At 61.9% G+C, this 23,194-nt stretch carries 16 protein-coding genes; 3 read left to right on the top strand and 13 right to left on the bottom strand.

The genetic code is table 11. The features are described 5' to 3' along the window. The 3 genes from E1N52_RS27765 to E1N52_RS27755 form a co-directional block, all read right to left on the bottom strand. Window positions 1-206: transposase (locus E1N52_RS27765; protein ID WP_484217453.1), on the bottom strand; the 206-nt coding region annotated here is incomplete at its 3' end. An 87-nt stretch (window positions 207-293) separates the two neighbouring features. Then, entirely contained in the window at window positions 294-2,894 is a 2,601-nt protein-coding gene (locus E1N52_RS27760) for an ATP-binding protein (RefSeq protein WP_133185991.1), read from the bottom strand. Between the two features lie 33 nt (window positions 2,895-2,927). Then, window positions 2,928-3,590 carry a response regulator transcription factor gene (locus E1N52_RS27755; RefSeq protein WP_133185990.1) on the bottom strand — a complete coding sequence of 221 codons (663 nt, stop codon included), beginning with the start codon at window positions 3,588-3,590 and terminating at the stop codon, window positions 2,928-2,930. A gap of 568 nt (window positions 3,591-4,158) precedes the next feature. Between E1N52_RS27755 and E1N52_RS27750 the strand changes: the two genes are divergently transcribed. Continuing rightward, entirely contained in the window at window positions 4,159-9,708 is a 5,550-nt protein-coding gene (locus E1N52_RS27750) for a trifunctional serine/threonine-protein kinase/ATP-binding protein/sensor histidine kinase (protein ID WP_133185989.1), read from the top strand. Here E1N52_RS27750 and E1N52_RS27745 read toward each other — a convergent pair. From E1N52_RS27745 to E1N52_RS27705, 9 genes are all read right to left on the bottom strand, one after another. Beyond that, window positions 9,699-11,150, bottom strand: coding sequence for a DUF2252 domain-containing protein (locus tag E1N52_RS27745; RefSeq protein ID WP_133185988.1), 1,452 nt, complete (start codon window positions 11,148-11,150; stop codon window positions 9,699-9,701). The genes E1N52_RS27750 and E1N52_RS27745 overlap by 10 nt on opposite strands. Window positions 11,151-11,215: 65 nt before the next feature. Beyond that, window positions 11,216-12,934 carry a SulP family inorganic anion transporter gene (locus E1N52_RS27740; protein WP_246089237.1) on the bottom strand — a complete coding sequence of 573 codons (1,719 nt, stop codon included), beginning with the start codon at window positions 12,932-12,934 and terminating at the stop codon, window positions 11,216-11,218. A gap of 35 nt (window positions 12,935-12,969) precedes the next feature. Beyond that, window positions 12,970-13,770, bottom strand: a complete 801-nt coding sequence (locus E1N52_RS27735) for a potassium channel family protein (RefSeq protein WP_133185986.1) — start codon at window positions 13,768-13,770, stop codon at window positions 12,970-12,972. Window positions 13,771-13,829: 59 nt separating this feature from the next. Further along, window positions 13,830-15,383 (bottom strand): phospholipase D family protein, encoded by a 1,554-nt coding sequence (locus E1N52_RS27730; RefSeq protein WP_133185985.1) that lies wholly within the window; start codon window positions 15,381-15,383, stop codon window positions 13,830-13,832. A 38-nt stretch (window positions 15,384-15,421) separates the two neighbouring features. Then, on the bottom strand, window positions 15,422-16,354 hold the full coding sequence (locus tag E1N52_RS27725) for a 3-hydroxyacyl-CoA dehydrogenase NAD-binding domain-containing protein (RefSeq protein WP_133185984.1): 933 nt from the start codon (window positions 16,352-16,354) through the stop codon (window positions 15,422-15,424). A gap of 18 nt (window positions 16,355-16,372) precedes the next feature. Further along, window positions 16,373-17,575, bottom strand: coding sequence for an acyl-CoA dehydrogenase family protein (locus E1N52_RS27720; protein ID WP_133185983.1), 1,203 nt, complete (start codon window positions 17,573-17,575; stop codon window positions 16,373-16,375). A gap of 21 nt (window positions 17,576-17,596) precedes the next feature. Then, window positions 17,597-18,346 carry an acetoacetate decarboxylase gene (locus E1N52_RS27715; RefSeq protein WP_133185982.1) on the bottom strand — a complete coding sequence of 250 codons (750 nt, stop codon included), beginning with the start codon at window positions 18,344-18,346 and terminating at the stop codon, window positions 17,597-17,599. 45 nt (window positions 18,347-18,391) lie between these two features. Continuing rightward, the gene (locus E1N52_RS27710; RefSeq protein ID WP_133185981.1) at window positions 18,392-19,621 is read right to left on the bottom strand and encodes a CaiB/BaiF CoA transferase family protein; all 1,230 of its coding nucleotides are present in this window, start codon (window positions 19,619-19,621) and stop codon (window positions 18,392-18,394) included. 90 nt (window positions 19,622-19,711) lie between these two features. Continuing rightward, window positions 19,712-20,515, bottom strand: a complete 804-nt coding sequence (locus E1N52_RS27705; protein ID WP_133185980.1) for an enoyl-CoA hydratase-related protein — start codon at window positions 20,513-20,515, stop codon at window positions 19,712-19,714. Between the two features lie 326 nt (window positions 20,516-20,841). On the opposite strand from E1N52_RS27705, the gene E1N52_RS27700 reads away from it, so the two are divergent. Together E1N52_RS27700 and E1N52_RS27695 are read left to right on the top strand one after the other, a co-directional pair. Beyond that, a complete protein-coding gene (locus E1N52_RS27700) occupies window positions 20,842-21,213 on the top strand; it encodes a response regulator transcription factor (protein ID WP_133185979.1) in 372 nt (123 codons plus the stop codon). Between the two features lie 140 nt (window positions 21,214-21,353). Next, window positions 21,354-22,373 (top strand): helix-turn-helix transcriptional regulator, encoded by a 1,020-nt coding sequence (locus tag E1N52_RS27695; RefSeq protein ID WP_133185978.1) that lies wholly within the window; start codon window positions 21,354-21,356, stop codon window positions 22,371-22,373. Here E1N52_RS27695 and E1N52_RS27690 read toward each other — a convergent pair. Continuing rightward, complete coding sequence (locus E1N52_RS27690) at window positions 22,367-23,074, bottom strand: response regulator transcription factor (protein ID WP_133185977.1); 708 nt, start codon at window positions 23,072-23,074, stop codon at window positions 22,367-22,369. The genes E1N52_RS27695 and E1N52_RS27690 overlap by 7 nt on opposite strands. Window positions 23,075-23,194 lie beyond the last annotated feature (120 nt).

Genomic DNA, 23,194 nt, shown 5'->3' with positions numbered 1-23,194 from the left:
ATGGCTCGCAGCAACTTCTCTGGCGCGATGCTCGGCCGCCCGCCCTTTATGTCCGCTTCGTACATCTGGGCGAACTGTCGATCCATCTTCGCCAGCGCTTCATTCGCCATCACGCGGATCGAACGCAACGGATGCGACTTGGGGACGAAGTCGTCCAGCTTGCGCATGGAAAACAGACTCTCGGTGAATGTGTCGGCGCCGCGCATGATCTCCAGGGGACAAGTAGTGGTCCATCTATCAACGCCTCACGAGCTCTGCGCGATGACGTGTTTAAGCGGTATTTCAGCGGCCTGCTAGGGGCCGCAGTTCGGCAGCACGAACTGAAAGACTGCGCCATGCGGCGCATTCGGCCTCGCCCACAGATGTCCGCCATGGGCTTCGACGATCGACTTGCATATCGATAGTCCCATGCCCATACCGACGAGCTTCGTCGTAAAGAACGGCTCGAACAGCCGGTCGGATGTCGCCGGGTCGAGCCCTGCGCCGGTGTCTTGCACGGCAACGCGGATACCGCCCATTTCCGCGGCCTGTGACGTGATCGTGAGGGCTTTCGGGTCGGGAGTCGCTGCGGCCATCGCTTCGATGCCGTTCATGATCAGGTTGAGCAGCACCTGCTGCAGTTGCACCGGGTCGCCGAATACGAAACCGATGTCAGGCGCCAGGTCGGTGCGGAGCGCCACGCCCTGCTCCTGCAGTTCGACCCGGGTCAGTGCCAGCACGTCCGCGATGGCGTCGTTGATGTCGACCTTAGTCAGTTGCGGCCCGGACTTCGATACGAGCGCGCGCAATCCGCGGATCACGTCGCTCGCGCGGTGTGCGTCGTGAACGATGCGGGCCATCGCGCCGCGCATGCTTTCGAGATCGGGATTCTCGCGGTTGAGCCAGTTCATGCATGCGGTGCCGTTGGCGGAGATCGCACCCAGCGGTTGATTGATTTCGTGGGCAATCGAAGCAACCAGCTGCCCCATGGTCGTCAGCCGGGCGATGCGCGAGAGCTCCGTTTGCGCATCCCGGAGCGCCTCCTCCGCGCGCTTGCGCTCCGTGATGTCCATCACGGTGCCAATGAACTCCAGGGCCCCAGAGGCCGTGATATCGGGCTGCCCCACTACCTGCAGATATCTGACGGCTCCGCCCGGGAGTTCGATGTGATGCTCGTGCCGGAATCGCCGTCTTTCGCGTACGGCGCCTTCGAGCACCCGCTCGAACGACGTCCGTTCTTCAGGATGGATGCGCCCCAGGAACGAATCATACGACGCCTGCGCCTTCGTTTCGAACCCGAAGATGCGCCGCAACTCTTCCGAAGACGAAACATCACCGGTTTCGGGCCGCCACCGCCAGCTGCCGGTGTGGCTTATCTTCTGTGCCTCGTTCAGCGATGCCTCGCTCGCTCTGAGCGCCTCTTCGGCATCGCGCCGATCCGCGTTTTCGTGAACCAGCTCGGCATAGAGACGCGCGTTTTCCAGCGAGATCGCCGCCTGCGACGAAAGGAGTTCCAGCACCGCGATCCGGGCGGGCGAAAAAGCATGCGAGGCGAGACTGTTCTCGAGGTACAGCACGCCGATCAGCTCCGCCTGCTTGATCAGCGGCAGGCACAGGACGGACCGCACGGGTTTGTGACTGAAGTACGCGTCGGCAGGCTGTGCGCCGAGTGTCCGCACGTCGTCGAGAATTGCGCGATGCTTGCTGCGCGCGACCTGATCGAGGATGGATACCGGCGCCTTCGCCGACGTGACCGGCGCCCGCACGATATGCACCCGCACGGCCCCGCGATCGACACTCGCTTCGGCTTCGACGCGAAGTTTCCCCTGCTGGGGGAAAACCAGCAGCCCGTAGTCTGCTCCAGCGTGCTCGACGGCCAGCACCATCAGTGTTTCGATCAGCTTGTCGCTAACGATCTCGCTGGCTATGGCTTGAGACATCCTGACGACGGTGCCAAGATCGATCTGCTCGGTCGAAGCTTCGATTGTCGGCAGCAAGGCGGCCGGCGCTCGCTCGCGCAATTCAGGGTGCCGCTCTTCGAACTCGGCAGCGGGCGCGAGACCGGAGCCGCGCTGAGCAAAATCGAGCGTTTCGATCTGGCCGGCGGCCTCCCATGCTGCGAGGCACTTTCTAAGGTCTGCCTCCACCCCAGCGGCCGTTTGATAGCGCTCCTCGGCAGTCTTTGCCAGAAGCTTCATCAACACGCTCGAAATCTGCAGGGGTGCCCCGGTCGGACCGTCGCTGGGCGAAATGGGCTGGCGCGCGACGTGGCAATCGATCAATTCGATCGGATCCTTCGTGGCGAACGGCAGCGCGCCGGTCAGGATTTCATAAAGCGTGACGCCCAACGCGTAGAGATCGCTGCGCGAATCGACGCAGCGGTTCATCCGGCCCGTCTGCTCAGGTGCCATATAGGCGGTCGTACCAGCAATGATTTCGGGCCAGTCAGGTAGCCGATGCTCACGCGGATGCCGCAAAGCGATGCTGAACCCGGTCAGCCATGCGTGGCCACGGACCATGTCCACGACGACGTTCGCGGGCCTGATGTCGAGGTGCATCAGCCCTCGCTCATGCATGCGGTCAAGCGCCTGAGCGAGCGCGATCCCGACACGTAAAAAGCTTGGAATGTCCAGCGGATGACCGACGAGACAATCAAGCGGCTCCCCGCCCGGGTCCTCGAGTACAAGCGTCGTACTGCCTTCGAAGTGCATCAGCGCGATAGGCCGCGCCGCCCAGTCGGAGCTGAGCTCGGGTTCGAGCGAATATTCATGCTCTAGCCGTTTAACCAGCTCCGCACGCTCTGATGCAGCCGGCGTGACGAGCAAAATAGGGTTTAGCCCGTCGCGAGTGCCGCGGCGCAGCGTGTAATCGCCGGTCCGCAGCGTGGTCAACCGGTAAGTAGAGAGATCTACCATGTAGAGCGTGCCCTGGGCTGAAGTGGTCGTCGCTCAGGATTCTGGCTCGACCCCCAAGGCCGCCGCCATTCTGACAAGCTCCGCCACGGAGCGTGCCATCATCTTTTTCATCACCTGCGCCCGATGGATCTTCACTGTCACTTCCCTGACGTCCATCTCGGACGCGATCTGCTTGTTCAGCAAACCCGCTATGACGTAACCCATGACCTCTCGCTCGCGCAACGAAAGTGATTCGTAAGCATTGCGAAGTGCCGCCAGTGAATGTTCAGCGGCGAGTCGTTCATGGTCGCGCGCCAGTGCCTGGACAACGGCATCCAGCATGTCCTGCTCACGAAACGGCTTGGTGAAAAAATCCAGTGCCCCGGCTTTCATTGCCCTGACCGACATCGGTACATCGCCGTATCCAGTCATGAACAGAACCGGCATACGCAGGTCGCTCTTTGCGCCTTCCTGCTGGAAGGCAAGGCCGCTCTCGCCACGCAATCTGACGTCGAGGATCAGGCAGGAAGGGATGTCGGTCTTGGGGAACGCGAGAAATTCGCGGGGTGAAGCAAAAGTCTCGACGTGCAGGCCGAAGGAATCCAGCAGGTTCGTCAACGCGATGCGCATTGACTCATCGTCGTCGATGACATAGACCATCGATTGTCCGCCCTCGCCTATGCCAGCAATCGAAGTCGAAACCGGTCTCGAACTCATCTTCTTTCTCCATTGTGGGAACGCTGCCTGGTGAGTCCGCTACAACGAACCGGATGCCATACTGCGCCACCCCGGAGCGACCAGCATTGGCGGACGCGTCGGTCCTGCCGTGTTCGAGCTTGTGTCGCCTGGAAGAGAAATTTTGCTTTAACGCCCCGGATCTTATCCAATAAATGCTCGCTACAGCAACGCTTAAGTATAGTGCAGTCCGAAAAACTGAAGGAAAGCCCGGGTCGGGCACCAAGTTCCAGCGCGGCAATGAATTCCTTAGTCGCTTAACAACGCTCACAAAGCCGCGCGCAAAGTTGGGCGCCGTTCCGGGCGAGCGCTTGAACAATCAGTTATGCGATATTTAAACCTGCCTGGCGGCCGTAAAGGTTCTAAATCCGAAAGCAACGCTTTCGCCGGGAGTACGATTGCAGCATGACTGAGTGACTGACAACGGCGATCCGGTGGTATTAGATCATCCGCAGCCCAATAGTCATACGATCCCAGGATGGGCGCAGCGGCCTGGGTAGACACTTCCGGTTCCAGAGAGGCCTGACCACCTGACACGGGAGGCAGCGAGTTGAGTGTCTCATTCAGTTCGTTTGATATCGATGCAGGCGGTCCCTTTCAGTTCGTGTGGGAAGATGGCGAGCGCGTGTTCTACCGGGGATGGCGCCTCAGCGCGGATGGCATGCGCGAGTCCGTGCTGCTGGTACGGCCCGCGGACGCCCATCCCAGTCAGGCCATCGTCGATCGCCTCGCGCATGAATACGCGCTGGCTGATGAACTCGACGAAACTGCGGCGGTGCGGCCGCTCCAACTGGTGCGCGAACCCGGCTTCGCGGCGCTCGTGCTGGCGGATCCCGGCGGCGAGCCGCTCGAGCGGTTTGCCGCGCCAATCAATGCGGGAGACTTTCTTCGGCTCGCCATCGCAATCGTCGCCGCGTTAGGCAAGCTCCACGCCCGAGGTCTCGTACACAAGGACCTCAAGCCAGCCCACATCGTCGTGAATTGTGCAGCCGGCGCGGCAAGGTTGACGGGCTTCGGCATCGCGACGCTATTGCCACGCGAACAGCAAACGCCAAGTCCCCCGGAGTTCATCGAGGGAACCCTCGCCTACATGGCCCCGGAGCAAACGGGGCGAATGAACCGCTCTGTCGATTCGCGCAGCGACCTTTACTCATTGGGGGTGACCTATTACAGGATGTTGACGGGCGTCTTGCCGTTCACTGCGTCCGATCCAATGGAATGGGTGCACTGCCATATCGCGCGTCAGCCGGTGCCCCCGGCGGAGCGCGAGTCGACGATACCAGCACCGGTTTCGACGATCGTCATGAAACTGCTCGAGAAGACCGCTGAAGACAGATACCAGACTGCATTCGGCGTCGAGCACGATTTGCGCTGCTGCCTCGCACAGTGGGAAACCTGCGGACGTATTGACGATTTCCCGCTCGGCACGCGTGACACACCCGACCGGCTGTTGATTCCCGAGAAGCTGTATGGGCGTACGCCCGAACTCGACAGTTTGCGCCACGCTCTTGAACGCGTGAGCGGCGGCGGCAACGTGGAGATGGTGCTCGTCACCGGTCACTCGGGCATCGGCAAATCGGCCCTCGTTCAGGAGCTGCATAAGGAGCTGGGTACCTCGCGCTGCCTTTTCGCCGTTGGGAAGTGCGATCAATACAAACGGGACATTCCCAATTCGACGCTGGCGCAGGTTCTGCAAAGCCTGATCCGCCTGCTCCTTGCAAGCGGGGAAGCCGAATTGAGCCGCTGGCGCGCCGCGCTGAGCGCAGCGCTGGACCCAGGCGGCGCCTTGATCGTGAACCTCGTGCCTGCGCTCGCAACCGTCATCGGTGAGCAACCGGGCGTCCCCGAACTTCCCGCAGAAGACGCACGACGCCGTTTTCAGCTCGTGTTCAGGCGTTTCATCGACGTCTTCGCCACGCCCGAGCACCCGCTCGTGCTGTTCCTGGACGATCTTCAGTGGCTCGACCCGGCAACGCTCGACCTGCTTGATTTTCTGCTGACGCGACCGGACTTGCCACATCTCCTGTTGATCGGCGCTTACCGCGACAACGAAGTCGATGCGAATCATCCGCTCGCCAGCAGGCTCGCCGCAATCCGCGAGGCGGGAGCGGCCATGCAAGAGATCCGGCTTGAACCGCTCGTGTCTGACGTGGTCGAGCAATTGATCGCCGATTCGGTGCGTTGCGCACCGGAGCGCGCAGCGCCGCTCGCGCGCCTGCTACAAGGAAAGACGAGCGGCAACCCGTTCTTCACGCTCCAGTTTCTCGGCGCGCTCGTCGATGAAGGACTGCTTAGTTTCGATCACGCGAATGGCCGCTGGTCATGGGGCCTGCAGCAACTCTACGCGAGGGATCACACCGACAACGTGGCCGAGTTCATGGCCGGGAAGCTGAACCGCCTGCCCGCCAGAACCACGAAAACCCTCCAGATGCTCGCATGCCTCGGCAACGTTGCGGAGGCTGCCACGCTTGCAACGGTATGCGAAACCTCGGAACGAACGGTTAGCGCGAATCTGTGGGAGGCGGTCCGCCGAGAGTTGGTCATCCGCCAGGAAGGCGCTTACCGGTTTGCTCACGACCGGATACAGGAGGCAGCCTATTCGCTGATTCCAGCGGGCAGCCGGGCAGACACGCATCTGCGGATCGCGCGGCTGCTCGCGGCCCGTCTGCCGCCCGGCAAACGGGAGGAGTCAGTCTTCGAGATTGTCAGTCACTTCGACCGCGCGGCTGCGTTGATCGTTACGCCACAAGAGCGTCAGCAAGTTGCCGAGTTGAACCTCCTCGCCGGCAAGCATGCCATCGTGTCGGCGGCCTACGCGTCTGCACTCAATTACCTGAAGGCCGGCGCGGCGCTGTTGATGGGCGACGGGTGGGCAGACCAGCACGAACTCGCCTTCTCTCTCGCCATCCATCGCGCCAAATGCGAAATTCTCACGGGTGATCTTCAGTCCGCCGAAGATCGCCTCGCAGCCTTGTCAACGCGGGCGGCGGATACCGTCGAACGGGCCACGGTCGCGAGCCTGCAAGCCGATGTGTACGTCTTGCGTGGTCAGGGTGAACGCACCGTCGCCGTCGGGCTCGATTATCTGCGGCATGAGGGCGTAGACTGGCCCGCGCATCCAACGGACGAGCAGGTCCAAACCGAGTACGCGCAGATCTGGTCGTCGCTAGGCAGCCGTACGATCGAGGAGCTCATTGACCTGCCGGTGATGAGCGACCCTGTTTGCCTCGCCTTTCTCGAAGTCCTGACCCGATTCTTTCCCGCCGCACTGTTTACGGACATCAATCTTTATTCTCTGGTGGTCTGCCGAGCGGTCAATCTCAGCCTCAAGTGGGGCAATTGCGATGCGTCGTGTGCCGCTTATGTACGGCTTGGTCTGATAGCCGGCTTCCACTTCGGCGACTATCCGGCGGGCTTCCGGTTCGCGCGGCTTGGCTACGAACTCGTCGAACAGCGCGCGATGAAGCGCTTCGAGGTGAGAACGTATGAAACGTTCGGCGTAGTCGCGCAATGGACGAACCCTGTTCGGGCAGCCCGTGACCCGCTGCATCGCGCCTTCGACGTGGCCTGCAAGATCGGCGATTGCACGTATGCCGCGTTCAGCTGCGCCCACCTGAACACCAATCTTCTGCTTGCAGGCGATCCGCTTGCCGAGGTGCAACGTGGCGCCGAACACGGACTAGAATTCGCACAGTCCGTTCGGTTCGGATTCGCCGCGGACCTCATCACGCCACAGCTTCAGCTTGCCAAAACGCTGCGCGGCCTGACGCACAAATTTGGATCGTTCGATGACGACCAGTTCAACGAACGCCAGTTCGAGCTGATTCTCTCCAGCACTTCCGTCCTGGCGCCGACAGCATGCTGGTACTGGATCAGGAAAATTCAGGCGCGCTTCCTGGCGGGCGACTACGAGATCGCCCTCGAGATCGCGTCGTTAGCTCAGCCTGTTCTGGCAAAGCATTTAGGATCACTGGAAATTGCGGAGTATCACTTTTTCGATGCCCTCTCGCACGCCGCGGTCTGCGATTGCGGATCGTCGCGCGAGCATAAGCGGATGCATCTGGACGCGATGGCTGTCGATTGCCGGAAACTTCAGGTCTGGGCCGAGAATTGCCCGGAAAATTTCGAGAATCGAAGAGCGTTGGTGGCAGCGGAAATGGCCCGTTTGGAAGGCGCGGACCTGGAAGACGTCATGCGCCTTTACGAACGCGCGATCCGCACGGCTCACGAAAGCGGGTTCGTCCATAACGAGGCGCTCGCCTGCGAGCTGGCAGCACGGTTCTATGCAGCGCGCGGGTTCGAAGCGATCGCGCGTCTGCATATGCGCAAGGCGCGTTGCGGCTATGTTCGCTGGGGCGCCGATGCCAAGGTGCGGCAGCTCGATGAGCGCTTCCCGCAGCTCCTGGAGGACGAATCGGACGTGCGCCCCGCTATCACGATCGGCGCACCTGCCGAAAATCTGGATCTGACTGCCGTCATCAAGGTCTCGCAGGCCGTGTTCGGCGAAGTCGTTCCTGAGCGGCTGATCGAGACGCTATTGCGTCATGCGATCGAGTATGCGGGCGCCGGGCGCGGTCTCCTGATCACGCCGGCCGACAATGAACTGCGGGTCGAGGCCGAAGCGCTCGCCGGCTGCGACAGGGTCGTCGCGCAGCCAGGGGCCGGCGCCGCTTTGCCGGAATCAGTCGTCCATTACGTCGCACGAACCCGCGAAAGTGTGATTCTCAACGATGCATTAGTCCAGAACCTCTTCTCCGCCGACCCGTATATCACCCGGTTTCGCGCGAGATCGATGCTTTGCCTGCCGCTGATCAACGGAGCCAAACTGGTCGGTGTGCTCTACCTCGAGAACAATCTCGCGTCGCACGTATTTACCTCGACGCGCATCGCCATGCTGAAACTGCTGGCATCACAGGCCGCCATTTCTTTGGAAAACTCCCGTTTGTATCTCGACCTGGCCGAACGCGAGGCCAAGATCCGGCGCCTCGTCGAGGCCAACATCATCGGGATCTTCATCTGGCGATTCGACGGGCAGATCCTCGACGCCAACGATGCCTTTCTCCGGATGGTGGGCTACGACCGCGACGACATCGTCGCGGGCCGGGTCAAACGGGCGGACCTGAGCGCGCCCGAATGGCGCGAGCGCGATTTGCGCACCGTCATCGAGCTGAAGACGGCCGGGATTGTCCAGCCCTTCGAAAAGGAATATACCCATAAGGACGGCCGACGCGTACCGATCCTGATCGGCTTTGCCGCTTTCGGCGAACAATCCGATCAGGGCGTGGCGTACGTCGTGGATCTGACCGAGCAAAAGCGCGCCGAGACCGAAACGCTCGAGGCCGAACAACGCTATCGCGAGATGCAGGCGTCGCTTGCGCATGCGAACCGGCTCGCGACCGTCGGTCAGCTCACCGCCTCCATTGCCCACGAAATCAAGCAGCCGATTGCCGCGTCGGCCGTCAATGCGCAGGCCGCCATGCGCTGGCTACGCGCCGAGCCGCCCAAGCTGAAAGAGGCCCAACAGGCGCTCGATCGTGTCGTCGCCGATGCCATGCGCGCGGGCGACGTTCTCTGCCGGATACGCGAGCTCGTCACGAAGGCCCCTCAACACAAAGATCTGCTGCGTATCAACGAGGCCATCGTCGAGGTCGTTGAACTGATCTGGGGCGAGCTGACGAAAGACGACGTATCGGTGGAACTGGCGCTGGCGGATGACTTGCCGCTCGTCTGTGGAGACCGCGTTCAGTTGCAACAGGTGATGCTCAACCTGATACTCAACGCCGTAGAAGCGATGACGGGCGTCGGTGCCGGGCCACGCGAACTGCGGATCGGCACGACGCCCAACGATTCAGACGGCGTGCGCATCACGGTGCGGGATTCGGGGCCCGGCATCGCATCGGAGAATATCGAGCGCATCTTCGACCCGTTCTACACCACGAAGTCCGGCGGCATGGGCATGGGGCTTTCGATCTGCCGCTCGATTGTGGAAGTCCACCACGGACGCATGTGGGCGGACGCCAACACTACTCGCGGCACCGTGTTTCAAGTCGTGCTTCCGCGCAGCGAAGCCGGCAATGATGCGGAAGATAGCTACGCTTGAACCTGAATATGCCCTGCCTTGACGGCCGCCTTCAACACCGACCAGTCCTTCTCGTTCTGATCGGCATACGCGAGGGCGAAGCGCTCGATGGCCTGGTCGAATGCATCCGACTTGCCGGCATACCCCACGAGCAGCGCCGGATCGCCCGCTTTCGCCATGGAATGCGCCAGTGCGTGGGCGCAGGACGCCGCATATTCGCTGAGGTCTTCGACATCGAACGTCGTGAAGTCGAATGCGCCCTTCATGTCGCGGAGTTGGCGCACGTAGAAGTCGTTGCCCGTATGCTGCATCTTCGACCAGCCGAGAAAAATATCGCTGGCCGACTGCAACAGGCGCTGCCCGTTCACCACGCGCTGCCCGTGATTCGGATAGTGACTTGCCGGTAAATAACCCTCCAGCGCCGAAGCCCGCGCCTCCTTCAATTGCAGAAACAGCGGGCACTCGCCGTCGGCCATGAAAAGCGCCTCATAACAGCGCGTGCCGACCGAGCCGATCCCCACGACGCGAATGGCCACATCCACCAGTTCATATCGATCGAAGAGCGCGCGCCTGTCGTCGGGAAGCGTCAGCCGGTAGTCGGCGAAGAAACGCCGCACCATCGAGTCGTACTGCTTCTGGTCGTGCGGACTTTCCAGCGGGACGTGATACACGAGCGGCGGCACGTCCTTGATGCGCAGCTTGCCGTTGACCGTCTCGGTCGAATGATTCATCACGGAGCGCGACGACTGCAGCCGGGCCGCGTCAATCACGGCTCGTTCCTTCTTTCGTTCCTGGTCCGTATCGGCGATAGCCAGCATGCTCTCCGCCTGGAACTGGTAGTACCAGACGTCGAGCGTGTCCATGCGGCTGAATTCGGTCATTCGTTGCCGGAACGTCTCGCACAAGCGGTGCACGACGCCGCGCTGATCTCGTGTCGCGAAGCCGCGCTCGCGCGCTGCGATCACAAACGAGGCCGCCAGCCGGCGCACGTCCCAGTCGAAGGGCCCAGGCAGCGTTTCGTCGAAGTCGTTCGGCCCAAAGAGAATGCGCCGCTCCGGGCTCGCGAACAGACCGAAATTGGCCAGATGCGCATCGCCGCCGAGTTGGACGTTCACACTGGAGTGCGGCAGCTTCGACAGGTCGAAGGCCATGAGCGGCGCGGCGCCGCGATAGAACGCGAACGGACTCTGCACCATGCGCCCGTAGCGGATGGGAATGAGTTCCGTCACGCGCCCCACGTTGGACGCTTCGAGCAGCGCGAGCGGATCCCGATCCTCGATCTTGCACTCGGCGAGCCTCTCGCGCGGCATCGTCTTTCGCGCCGCCTTGCCCCGATCGATTCTCATGGCGAGCGACCCGCGTCCCGCAAACATCGTGGACGGATCGCCTGGTGCCGCGGCGGTCTTCGGATCGACGTGCTCCGCAGCAGGCTCGGTTTGCTTCGCGGCAACGGTATTGAGCATCTCGCCCTCCTTTCAATTGACCGTCAAGGCGGCCTTCTTACACCTTACTTCCCGCATACCCTGCCTCATTCCGGCTTCGTGTCCGGAGGAGATTCGGGTCCCGGTGCCGATGCCGACGGTTCGGGCGATGGCGACAGATCGCGCAGGGCTTCTACGGCTGCGTCCACCGTCGCAAAGATCTCGCGATGGGCGCCGCGCGCACGTAGCGCCTTGTACCGCTCGATTTGATGCCGCACGCCTGTGGCAAGCGCGACGGCGGCGATACCCACGCCCCGCTTGTCGAGTTCTTCGCCTAGTTGGACCAGAGTCTTGCCTGCCGTGTAATCGATGTTGTACATCTCAGTCGCGTCGACGACAATCCAGCGCGGCGTCGGGCTGGCGTCGTTGACGACTTTGAGCACTTCTTCGGTGAAGCGGCCGGCGTTTGCATAGAACATGTCCGCTTCGAACCGGTAAACGACAATACCGGGCGCCGCAAGCAGATTGGGTGTAACAGGATGCGCGATCCACCGGTCTTCGGGGCCTCGCGTGAGCACACGCGTGCGCAGGCGGTAGCTATGCCGCGCATGCGCAATCAACGACAGCACGACTGCCGCCAGGATGCCGTGCATCACATCGACGAACACGACCACGCCGGCGGCAAGCAACGCCACGACGAACTCGTCTTTCTGCATGCGATACAGCTCGGCCATCCCCTTAATGTCGATCAGCTTCACGCCGATCATGAAGACGATGGCCGACAGCACGGCGCCAGGCAGAAAGCTGAGCGGCTTCGTGAGGAACAGCAGCACGAGCAGCACGATTGCGGCGGTCGTGAGATGGGCGATCTGCGTGCGGCCGCCCGCTTCGTCCACCATCTCGGTCTTGGTCGGGCTACCGTTCACGACGAATGTGCCGGTGAACGCGGCCGCGGCGTTTGCGGCGGCGAGGCCGATGATGTCGGCGTTGTCGTCGCCCTTCTCGTTGTAGCGGTTGGCATACGCGCGCGCCGTCGCGGCGCTCTGCGCAATGATGACGATGAAACACGATGCCGCGGTGGCGAGCACCTGGTTGATCTCATTCATATGCACCGGCGGCAGGAACAACGACGGCAACCCGCCCGGCACATCGCCCGTAACCGCAATGCCACGCGAGGCGAAATTGAACACCGCGCTCGCCACGATGGAGCCGATCACGGCGATCAGCGCGCCAGGCGCACGCGGTACAAACCGCTTGCAGCCGACGATTACCACGAGCACGGCAATCGCCAGCGCAGCAGTCGGCACATTGATACCGCCGATGCGCTGAAACACGGTCACGATCTGCATGATCGGGCCATGCCCCTGTTTCGCGAGTCCGAGCAGTCCGGCGAACTCGCCTGCCGCGACCTGCACGCCGACGCCGGTCAGGAAGCCGATCAGCGCGCTTCGGGAAAGAAAGTCCGCGAGAAAACCCAGCCGGAAGACGCGCGCGATCACGAGCATCACCCCGACCGTCAGCGCAACGGTGCTGGTCAGGGCGATATATTCCTTGCTGCCCAGTGCGGCGACGGCGGTCAACATGCCGGCAAGGATGGCGGCGGTTGCGGAGTCTGCGGCGACCACCAGTTGACGCGACGCGCCAAAGAAGGCGAATGCGACCAGCGGCAGCAGGATCGTGTAGAGGCCGGTGACCGTGGGCGTGCCCGCAATTTTCGTGTAACCCATCACCTCGGGAATGCCGAGTGCCGCCAGCGTGATCCCGGCGACGATATCGTGCGGCAACTGTGCGGTGTTGATGGGCAAGAGGCCCTGCAAGAAGGGCATGCGATGGAGCCGCGGTTCCATAGAAGCAGCAGATTTCATGTTGTCGCCTCCACTCGGGTTGTGAGCTTGCCGACCAGCGCATCCACGATAATCTCATCGACGATGACCACATTGGACGCGCCCGCGTTCTCCAACAGCCCTTTCCTCAGGGGATTTTCCCCCGGCACGGCAATCGGGAGCGAGGGATTGAGCGTATGCGCGAGCAACGTGATCGCCAGGTTGTTGTTGCTGTCGGGTGTCGTGACGACGAGCGCCCTGGCGCTATCGAGGCGCGCGCCCTTGAGCACTTCGTCAAACGCGTCGGGCGAGCCGAGCACGACCATATGGTCATGGTCCGCTGCGCGTTCTGCCTGCGCCTGATCGCCCACGAGAATCAGCACCGTCTGCCCCGCATCGCGCAATCGATCGGCAACCAGAATCCCGAGGGAGTGATATCCAACCACGACGACGTGATTGGCGAGATGTTCGAGTTTGCGTTCCATGATTCTGTTCTCCCGATACGCCATCACGTCGTCGCCGGATAGCATGCCGGTCAGCTTCGACACCGCGAATCCGCCTATCACCAGCGTCGCGAGCATGGCCAGCAGCATGAAGGCCTTTTGATTTTCGTTGAACTCGGCAAAGTCACCGACTGTCGTGACGAGATTCACTCCATCCCAAATGGCGTTGAACAACTTGTTTGAAAACGAATTACTGGACTGGTCAAGCACGACCAGACCCGTAGCGGCACCGCCCAGCAGCAGCAGGAGCAGACCCACGGTATGGCGCGCGCGGCGGCGCCACTCCCGAACGCGGATACGCCCAAGACGCGGCTCATCGACACGGAAGATCCACATGGCTACCTCGTACGGTTATACACCCCTCGCGCCCGGCTGCAAGCCGTGCACCATTGCACTCATAGCTCCGATTCGATCGGCAGCAGACCCATGAACCAGATGCTCGTGCGCCGTCCAAAAGAGACATCCGGCTCCGAGTCCAGTTCCGTTACCGTGCCGTTTTCGGCGGTGTCGATCCAGACGATGCGTTTCGAGCCGTTCGCGTCGGTGCGCAGTTCCACTCGCCACGCAACCTCGTTCAGATGTGGCTCGACGTCGTCGACCACCTGGCCGGCAATGGCCGGGCTATTGCAGAGTACGCCGATCTCCGTGTTGAGGTGACTCGAGCGCGGATCGAGATTCATCGACCCGATGAAAACGCTTTGCCTGTCGAACACATAGGTTTTCGCATGCAACGACGCCCTCGATGAGCCAAATATCTTTCGTTGCGACTTCACGTGGACCGAGCCAACGGGTTTCAGTTCATACAGCTGTACGCCGGCCTTGAGGAGATCTTCTCGATAGTGCTCGTATCCGGCATTGACCGCAACGACGTCGGTTGCTGCGAGCGAATTGGTCAGCACCGTGACGCGCACGCCGCGAGCGGTCAGATCGCTGATCCATGCCACGCCCTCTTTGCCCGGCACGAAGTATGGCGAAATGATCAGCATCTCGTGTGTGGGTTTGAGGTTCAGGGCCGCGAACTTCGTCATGAGGTGGCCTTTCGGATCGTTCGGATCGCGCGTGACCTTGGCCGGGTCGTCGTACAGGAGCGTGGCTTGCCCCCACGCAAAGTCGGTGCTGCCAGGGTCGAGCACAGCGGCCATCCGCTCTCTCGCTTGCACGACGTAAGCGGAGTCGTGCACCGAATTGATGTAGTCGTCCAGTTTCGCGCGGTAGGTGGCCAATGCGGACGGATCCGCCGCGTGCCCCATCAGTTGCTCGATGGAATAACTCGATTCGGAATTCCAGAACTGATCGAAGGCGTTAGACACCTGGTGGACAACCGGTCCGTGTACCAGTACATCCAGATCCCCGAAGGCCACCACGCTCGAGGCCCCGAAGTATTCGTCGCCGATATTGCGCCCGCCAAGAATGGCCGCTTCGTTATCCGCAATCATTGCCTTGTTGTGCATGCGCCGGTCGACACGCGAGAATTCGAGCGCGGTCGCAAGCGACTTGAAGTTGCGGCTTGCGACCGGATTGAATAGCCGTATCTGCACATTCGGGTGCGAGTTGAGCGTGAGCAGTACCTGGTCGTCTGCGTTCGTGCCCAGGTCGTCGAGCAGGACACGAACACGTACGCCCCGGTCTGCGGCCTTGAGCAACGCTGCCGCCAGTTCACGGCCTACCAGATCGTCGTGCCAGATGTAGTACTGCAGGTCGAGCGAACGGTCGGCGTTTCCGGCGAGCATGATGCGGGCCACGATCGCGTCGGTCGGGTCTTGCAGCAGGTGAAACGCCGTGTCGCCCGGATGCTTCTGCTCTTCGGGCACGAAGAGCGTGCCGAGCCGTGTGCTTTCCGTGTGTTGCAGCGCAAAAGTCTGTGGCTGGTTCGTCTGTGGCGGCAAACCGGCACACGCGGCCACCACGAAGACAAGCGCAATTACGATGAGACGCTGCAGGCTTTTCATCTCCGCACCTCACAGATCCGCGCCTTCGGTGAAAGGCGTCACTCCTTGTTGCGCAACCGAAGCAGGCCCATCAGAACATCGTCGCGATAGGTAGCAAGCTCGTGCAACGAGCGCGACTGGACTTCTTCGTGTACGCCCTTGATGATAGTCGCCCGCACGTCCGGCGTGAGTTCCGGTGTTCCGAGCACGTGCCACCAGGCTGTCAACGGTCCGGTGAACTGCTCGAAGAAGTGTTCGATACCGCCCTGGCCGCCGCCGAGATGGTAGAGAAGGCTCGGCCCCATGATCCCCCAACGCAGGCCGGGGCCCCACGAAACCGCCACGTCGGCATCGCCGACGCTCACGACACCTTCCGCAATCAGATACACCACTTCGCGAAAGAGGGCCGCCTGCAGGCGATTGGCGACGTGGCCCGGAACCTCCTTGTGCAGGCGGATGGTGCGCTTGCCGAGGCCGCGATAGAACGCGCTGACGCGCTCGATGGTCTCTTCGGAGGTCTTCGCGCCACCCACGATCTCGACCAGCGGTATCAGATGCGGCGGGTTGAACGGATGGCCGATTACGCAGCGTTCGGGATGGTTCGGGCAGGCGGATTGAATCTCGCTCATCGTCAGGCCCGACGAACTCGACGCGATGATCGCCTCCGGCGCCAACGCTTCATCGAGCCGCCGATAGAGATCCTTCTTGAAGTCGATGCGCTCCGGCCCGTTCTCCTGAACCAGATCGCTCCCGGCTATGGCTTCTTCGAAGTTGGCCGTGAATTGCAGCTTCGAAGGCGACGCGCCGGGCGCGAGCCCCAGTTGTTCCAGCGCAGGCCACGCAGCCGCGATGAAATCGTCGAGCTTCTGCTTTGCATCCGGAGCGATGTCGGTCGCGACCACATCCAGACCTTTGGCGAGAAACAGCGCCGCCCAGCTCGCGCCGATGACACCGGTCCCGATGATCGTCACGCGCTCGATTGTCTTGCTCATGATAAGGACTCCGTGGCGTTAGACGAACGCACTGAAGCCGCTGACCGCCTTGCCGACGATCAGCGAATTCATCTCGCGCGTGCCTTCATAGGAATAGAGAGCTTCCGAGTCGGCCATGAAGCGCGCGACGTTGTAGTCAAGCACGATGCCGTTGCCGCCCAGTACTTCGCGGGCCCAGCCGACCGTCTCGCGCATGCGGACCGTGCAGAACGCCTTGGCGAGCGAAGCATGCTCGTCCTTTAGCTTGCCCTGGTCCTGCAATTGCGCGAGGCGTACGACCATGCACTGCGAAGCCGTGATATTGCCGAGCATCTTCGCGAGCAGGTCCTGGACCATCTGGAACGAGGCGATTGGCTTGCCGAACTGTTCGCGCGTCTGCGCATACTTCAGCGCGTGTTCATACGCGCCCATGCTGCAGCCCACCGATTCCCACGCCACATACTGGCGGGTCAGCCGCAGCACGCGCGCCGTGTCACGGAAGGTCGAATCGCCCTGCAGGCGGTTCTCTTCCGGCACACGGCAGTTATCGAGTGTGATGACGCCGTTTTGCACGACCCGCAGCGCGACCTTGCGCTCGATCTTCGAAACCGAGAACCCCGGCGTCGTCTTGTTTTCCACGATGAATCCTTTCACCTGGTTGTCGTCGACGTCGCGAGCCCAGATGATGGAAATATCGCACCACGGCGAATTGCCGATCCAGCGCTTCTGGCCGTTGAGCACCCAGGTATCGCCTTCGCGCTTCGCGGTCGTGAGCAGCCCGCCGCCGGCGCCCGAGCCGACAAGCGGCTCGGTCAGGCCAAAGCAGCCCACCTTCTCGAGACGGGCCATGGGCGGCAGCCACTTCTGCTTCTGCTCTTCGGACCCGCCGAGGTAAATGGAACCCATGGCGAGGCCGCTGTGCACACCGTAGAACGTGGCGATCGAGGCGTCGACACGCGCAATTTCCATGGCCATGAAGCCGTCGAGCAGAACGCTGCCGCCGGGGCAGCCATAGCCCTCGAAACCAATACCGACGATATTCAGATCCTGGATGCCGGGGATCAGCTCGAACGGGAATTTGTCGTCGGCCCAGTACTGGTTGATGACGGGCGCCACGGTCCCTTCCATGAAGCTGCGCACCTTCTTGAGGAGCGCCTGCTCGTCGTCGCTCAAGACCTGGTGGATCATGTAGAAATCGCTATCGGGCGCCGGCAGCGCGTGAGGAAGCTTTGTCTCTGGCATGGTGAGTCTCGCGGATGATGATCAGGACTGCGTATGGGACAGATAGTCGTAGACCACTTCGGCCTTGCCGAGTGACAGGTCGGTCAGCAGATGCACGGCCGACAGCACCTCGAGCACCGGCAGCTTGGCGACGGGCGCGAAACAGTGCGGATGCAGTTCCAGCGAGGCAGGGCCTGTCCACGCGCCCTTTACAGTCAGATCCTCGATGTAATACCTGACGATTTCACACACGCGCGCCGTGCAGTCCACGTGCGGCAAAATCTTCAGCAGATAGCCAGGCGCCTCGAGGGTCTTCCTGACCGAGGCGAGATCGAGCGCCTTGTACTTGTAGGCCATCGTGGCCGTGGCTACGCGCACGCCGTTGTAGTCGAGCGTGCCAACGAGCGCGTCGTTGCGCACCTCGAGCTTCGGTTGCGCGAGCACCTTGGGAAAACCCAGCAGCTCGCGACCGGAGGCGATGCCGGCCTCGCTGTCGAGATACATCGCATGCGTGAAGCCACCGGCAACGCCGTCGAGCGTAACGGGTATCACCTGGCCGGATTCGGTGTAGGAGCCAAGCCCGCTCGAATCGGGCATGTTGATGAACTCGTACTTGACGATCGGCTCGACAGGCCTGAGCGGAGCCGGGACCACTCGCGCAAGCGCCTCCGGATCGGTGCGATACGTGATGATCACGAACTCGCGATCGACGAACCGGTACGGCACCTTCGGATAAGCGGGGCTCGTCAGTGGCATCGCGTAGGCCGATGCGCGCACTTCGTCTTCAGTCATGGAATGCTCCATAGTTGCCGTGCGGGATGGAAGGCGTGGCCTCGCTCACGACGCGCCCTTGAATCGTGCGACCGCGCCCGCATCGTTCAAGCGCTCGACCTCGGCTTCGTCGAACCCCAGTTCCTGCAGGATCTGCGCACCGTGTTCGCCGAGTTGCGGGGCCGCCGTGGGCTTCACTTTCGGCGAGCCGAGCACCTGAAACGGGCTGCTGACGGTGCGGGCTTCCTTTCCGCCGGGCTGCGCGAGCGGTACGACGATCCCGTTGGCCGGCAATTGCGGGTCGTCGATGATTTCTGTCGCGACCTGAACGACACCGAAGATCACGCGGCCGGCATCGAGCACCTGTTTCCAGTATGCGAGCGGCCGGCTCGCGAACATCGGGTCGAGAATCTCGACCAGTTGTGCGGAGTTGGCGATGCGGTTCTCGTCGACGAAGCGCGGGTCCTCCAGCAGGTCGGGCTTGCCGATCGCCTTGCAGAAGCCCGGCCAGTCCTTGCGCTGCGCAGCAACGAGCAGAATCCAGCGCTTGTCGGCGGTCTGGTAAGGATTGAGCAGCGCATTGGGCGGTGCCTTGCGGTCGTGCTGAGCGAAGAAGTGGCCGCCGTTCAGGCCGCCTTCTACCCACGCGCCCGCGGCCCAGATGCCGTTGGCGATCAACGAGGTCGAGACATGGCTGCCCTTGCCGGTCGTGGCGCGCACGTAGAGCGCGGTTACGATCGCCGCATAGAGCGTCGTGGCCGTCGCGTGGTCGCCAATGCCCGGGATCGGCAGCGTCGGCGGACTGCCGGCGTCATGCGTGACTTCCATCAGGCCGGAGCGCGCCCAGTATGCGGTGACATCGAATCCCGGCGTGTCGGCCTCCGGGCCTTCGGCGCCATATCCCGTTACGTCGGCGTAGATGAGCTTGTCGTTGAGCGGCGCGAAGTCCTCGTAAGTGCAGCCGAGCGACGCCTTGACACGCGGCGGAAAGTTCACGACGACCACGTCGGCCCAGCGCACGAGGCGATGCAGCACTTCTTTGGCGTCGGGCTTCTTCAGATCGATCGCAATGCCGCGCTTGTTGCGGTTCGTCAGTTGCCACGCATAGTTGACGTCACTCGTCGGGTTCGGCGGCATCGCCGAAAAGTAGCGGTAGACGTCCCCGGTGCCCGGCGGCTCGACCTTGATCACGTCGGCGCCGAAGTCGGCAAGGATCGTCGTCGCGGCAGGGCCCGCAATGTAGCTCGCAAGGTCGAGCACCTTCAGACCGGAGAAGATGTGATTGCCGACGTTCATCGAGTCACCTCCATGATTTTGATCTGCCCGCTTCCCATAGCTTGCGCGCCCGGCGCAGCCGGTCGCGAAGGGAGTGGCGAGAGCCGCGATTTATCGACCTGTGAATTTGGGAGGCCGTTTTTCCAGGAAGGCTTTCGTGCCTTCCGTCTTGTCGTCGGTGGAGGCACATACCCCGAACAATGCCGCTTCGAGCGCGAGCCCCTCTGAGAGCGAGCCATCGAGACCGCGATTGACGGCCGCGATCGCATGACGCACCGAAAGCGGCGCATTCGCGTTGATCTTCGCGAGAATCTCTTGCGCGCGGTCGATCAATTTCGATGGCTCGACAATTTCGCTCACGAGCCCAATGCGCAGTGCTTCTTCCGCCGGAATCATTTCGCCCGTGAGGATGAGTTGCAGGGCAACGCTCTTGCCGACCACGCGAGGAAGGCGCTGCGTTCCGCCGAAGCCGGGAATGAGACCGAGCTTGATCTCGGGCTGCCCGAATCTCGCGTTAGGGGTTGCCAGACGGATCGTGCACGCCAACGCCGTTTCACATCCACCGCCGAGCGCGAGACCATTGACTGCCGCGATGACGGGCTTGCCCAGGTTTTCGACGAGATCGAGCAAAGCCTGTCCGGCGCGCGCTGCATGCACGGCCTCGACAGGCGTTGCGGCGGCCAGTTCACCGATGTCCGCTCCCGCGATGAACGCACGATCGCCTGCACCGGTCACGATGACGCCGCCAATACGCGCATCGTCCCGCGCGCATTCGAATGCTGCTTTCAATTCACGGATGGCTTTCTGGTTCAGCGCATTGAGGACCTCGGGGCGATTCAGCGTGATGACAGCGGCAGCGTTCCGCTGTTCATAGACAATCGTTTCGAACGATTGCTGTGCAAGTGTCTGTTCCATGAGTCTGTGGATTCCACACGAACTGTTCAACTCATGGACAATTTCACCATCACCGGGTTTGCCGGTCACTCACTATCTACGCACTAATCCGCCCGATTTTCCCGTACCGTGATCAACTCGACGGTGGGAGAATCGAACGGACTGCAATTCAGCGGGCGAAGTCGCGATGGTATGCACCAGCGCTGCCCATACGATGTGCCAGGCGAGTCATACTTTGGTGTAAGCCGATTACACCAACGAACAATCTTCATCGCTTGGCTCGCAGCCTGGTACCGATGCACGATTGCGTAGCGTTCACTGAGCAAAGCTAATCGAGGGATCGCTGCATGCGTGCGCCCCAGGTCGTTTCCATCGTCGATGACAATGAGCCTTTCCGCTCGGCGACTGCGCGCCTCGTGCAAGCATTCGGGTGGATCGTGCGGGCATTCGATTCCGCGGAGCGATTCCTGGATTCAGAGGACGTTCACAACACGGCATTCCTCATTTCAGACATCAAAATGCCGGGTATGTCCGGGCTGGCGATGTATAGCCGCCTTCTGGAGCTGGGACTCGCGCCTCCTGTCGTTTTCGTCACCGCGGGTCCAACTGCCTCTCTGCGCGCCGAAGTTCTGGCAACCGGCGCGTTTGCCTTGCTCGAAAAGCCGATGGACCCCGATGAGCTGGAGCGGTGGCTGAATCATGCTTTACGTCGGCCTTAGTCCGCTGTTGCGAGTCTTTATTAAGGATTTCGCTACAACGGCGCGGCCTTGTACGCGACCTCGTCCGGGCCAGCACCTATACTTCTTGCAGCGGCGTGGCGGCCCTTTTCCCATTCCCACCCAACCCAGGGGATTCGCTCATGAACGGCAGTGGAATTGCAGAGGTCGCGCGGTGGTCGACCCGTGACCTGCCTGCCCCCCAGCGCCTCGATGTCTGGGCGGATGTGCTGACCTCGGCAATGATTCCCCTGTATGTCCGGGCACGCAATCCACGCGAGTTCGAAGCGAGCATGACTGTGGTGGCCTGCGGGCCGCTGACGGTCGTGCGGCAGTCGGGCACTCCGCACACTTGCGGCCGGGGGCGCAGCGAACTGGCGCGTAGCGGCCAACGCCAGTATCACCTGATGATGAGCCTGAATAACACCTATCACGTCTCACATCGCAACGATCTGTGCCTCGCGCCCGGCGACCTCGTACTCGTCGATTCGGACCTCAATTGCGGCATTGATCTGGTGCGGTGGTACGAATTTCTCAACATCGGCATTCCCGTTGAGTGGCTCAAACGCTGGATTCCCGACGTTGGCTCTCTTGTTGGTCGGCGCATTCCGGGTAATTCCAACTGGGGCGCGGCCCTTGCCGCCTACCTGATCCAGCTGTTGCCTGATGCGGTTGCGAACGCGCCCATCCCGCACAGCGTGCTCGCCGACCAGGTGGGCGCCCTGCTCGCGCTCATCGCCCATGAGATGAGCGGTCAGGAGCCGCACAGCAAGCCTGCCGAGCGATCGTTGCGGGATCGCGTGAGCGACTGCCTCGCCCAGCGCTGCCACGAGCATGGCCTGACCGCCGAAGCCGTCGCCGACTCGCTCGGCATCTCGGTGCGCACACTACATCGAGCGCTGGCGGGATGCCAGCAGACCTTCGCCGATCAACTGCTCGATGCAAGGATGAATTGCGCGCTGCGGATGCTCGAATCGAACATATTCTCGCGGGTGACGGTGGGTGAAATTGGGCGCCGCGCTGGCTTCGCGGATGCTTCGCACTTTACCCGCGTGGTGCGCAGAAGGATGGGCGTTACACCGCAGCAATTGCGTATGCGCAGCGGCACCGATGCGAGCGACACGGCCGCCCGAAATGCTGCTGAATGGGATGGAGATCAATAGTTTTCCTGCGCGTCCCAAGTCTCCCATGCAGGCTTGCCTTTTGGCGTCTCTATCCCGAGCGCCGCAGTCATTCTGACGAGATCCGCGACCGAGCGCGCGGCCATTTTTCTCATGACTTGAGCACGATGAATCTTGACGGTGATTTCGCTGAGGTTCAGCTCGCTGGCGATTTCCTTGTTCATCAAGCCGTCCACGACGTACAGCATCACCTGCTGCTCCCGAGGACTCAAAGACGCGTAGGAGGCGCGTAGCGCGGCGAGCGCTCGTTGAGCCGCGAGCCGTTCGCTATCGCATGTCAGCGCATTGGTGACCGCGTCCAGCATGTCCTGTTCGCGGAATGGTTTAGGGAGAAAGTCCACTGCACCGGCTTTCATCGCCTTCACGGACATGGCGACGTCGCCATACCCGGTCATGAAGATGATCGGCATCCGAATACCGGTCTTCACGAGTTCATCCTGGAATGCCAGCCCAGTCTCGCCGTGCAACCTGACGTCAAGAATCAGGCAACTCGGTACGTCCTCCTTATGGCATGCCGAAAATTCTCGGCAGGACGCGAACGCCTGGGCGCCTAACCCGATGGAATGCAACAGGTCGACGAGCGCAATCCGCATTGCCTCGTCGTCGTCGATCACGTATACCATCGAGTCCAGATCATCCGCAGGGTCCATTTTCTTAACGGCCGAAACCGGCTCAGCACGCATCTCCCTCTCCCGCTCCGGCAGCAACTGCGATACGGCCCAACGCAGAACCGGCGCGGTCTCAGGACAGTCACTGCACCCGCGCCCCGTATTGGCAAATGCGACGGTCCCGTACCGTGAGGA

The organism is Paraburkholderia guartelaensis, assembly GCF_004353905.1.
Classification (GTDB): domain Bacteria; phylum Pseudomonadota; class Gammaproteobacteria; order Burkholderiales; family Burkholderiaceae; genus Paraburkholderia; species Paraburkholderia guartelaensis.
Note: the sequence above shows the minus strand (reverse complement) of the source record. Positions and strands in the feature narration are given on the sequence as shown.